The organism is Rhodopseudomonas sp. B29 (genome assembly GCF_000333455.1).
Classification (GTDB): domain Bacteria; phylum Pseudomonadota; class Alphaproteobacteria; order Rhizobiales; family Xanthobacteraceae; genus Rhodopseudomonas.
In genome coordinates this window covers 1-943 of the sequence record NZ_BADD01000047.1, presented here as the reverse complement: position 1 = coordinate 943, position 943 = coordinate 1, and the positions used below count along the sequence as shown (strand labels likewise).

The 943-nt window shown below is 63.7% G+C and carries 3 protein-coding genes; all 3 read left to right on the top strand.

What is annotated here, in order from left to right; genetic code table 11:
• Positions 1-301 (top strand): methyltransferase (locus tag I5M_RS01465; RefSeq protein WP_022719778.1); only part of this gene is annotated, 301 nt, incomplete at its 5' end.
• An 11-nt stretch (positions 302-312) separates the two neighbouring features.
• Complete coding sequence (gene rfbC, locus I5M_RS01460) at positions 313-843, top strand: dTDP-4-dehydrorhamnose 3,5-epimerase (RefSeq protein ID WP_022719777.1); 531 nt, start codon at positions 313-315, stop codon at positions 841-843.
• The coding region (locus I5M_RS34355; RefSeq protein WP_376738651.1) for an NAD-dependent epimerase/dehydratase family protein at positions 780-943 on the top strand (164 nt) is incomplete at its 3' end. The genes rfbC and I5M_RS34355, both read left to right, overlap by 64 nt.

The following is a 943-nucleotide window of genomic DNA, read 5'->3' as shown; positions in this document are numbered from 1 at the left end:
GCCGCGGCAGAAGGTCGCCGGCTACGGCGCCGCCGCCAAGGGCAACACGTTCCTGAACTACTGCGGCGTCGGCTCCGAACTGGTATACGCCGTCGCCGATCGTAGCCCGCACAAGCAGAACACGCTGCTTCCGGGCAGCCGCATCCCGGTGATCTCGCCTGAAGCCATGCTGGCGAGCAAGCCCGACTATCTGCTGATCCTGCCTTGGAATCTGAAGGACGAGATCGTAGCCGACATGGCCGAACTACGCTCGTGGGGCGGTCAGTTCGTCACGGCGATTCCGAAGCTGCAGATTTTCTGAGGGAGAGCCGTTTGCGGTTCACCGAACTCAGTCTGCCCGGCGCGTTCCTGGTCGAGATCGAGCCTCGGGCGGACGAGCGTGGCTTCTTCGCCCGAACCTTTTGCGAGCAGGAGTTCGCGGAGGCCGGCCTCGTCAACCGCTTCCCGCAGGCCAGCGTCTCCTACAACACCAAGCGCGGCACCGTCCGTGGCATGCATTTTCAGGACGATCCGCACGGTGAGACCAAGCTGGTGCGCTGCGTGGCCGGCGCCGTCCATGACGTCATCGTCGATCTGCGCAAGGATCAGCCGAGCTACGGCCGGTCGATCGCCGTCGAACTGAGCGCTGCTAACCGCTGCGCGCTGTACATTCCCAAGGGCTTCGCGCACGGTTTCCAGTCGCTCGCGGACCACAGTGAGCTTCTGTATCTGATCGATGTGAGCTACGTCGCCGATGCGGCGCGCGGCGTGCGTTGGAACGATCCGTTCATCGACGTGAAATGGCCGGAGCCGATCGCGGTGATCTCCGATCGGGATTTAGCTTTCGCCGATTGGGTACCATGACCCGCCGCGCCATCGTCACCGGTGCGACAGGATTCATCGGCCGCAACACGCTCGAGCCGTTGCGTCAACTCGGTTTCGAGGTGCATGTCCTCGGCCGTCA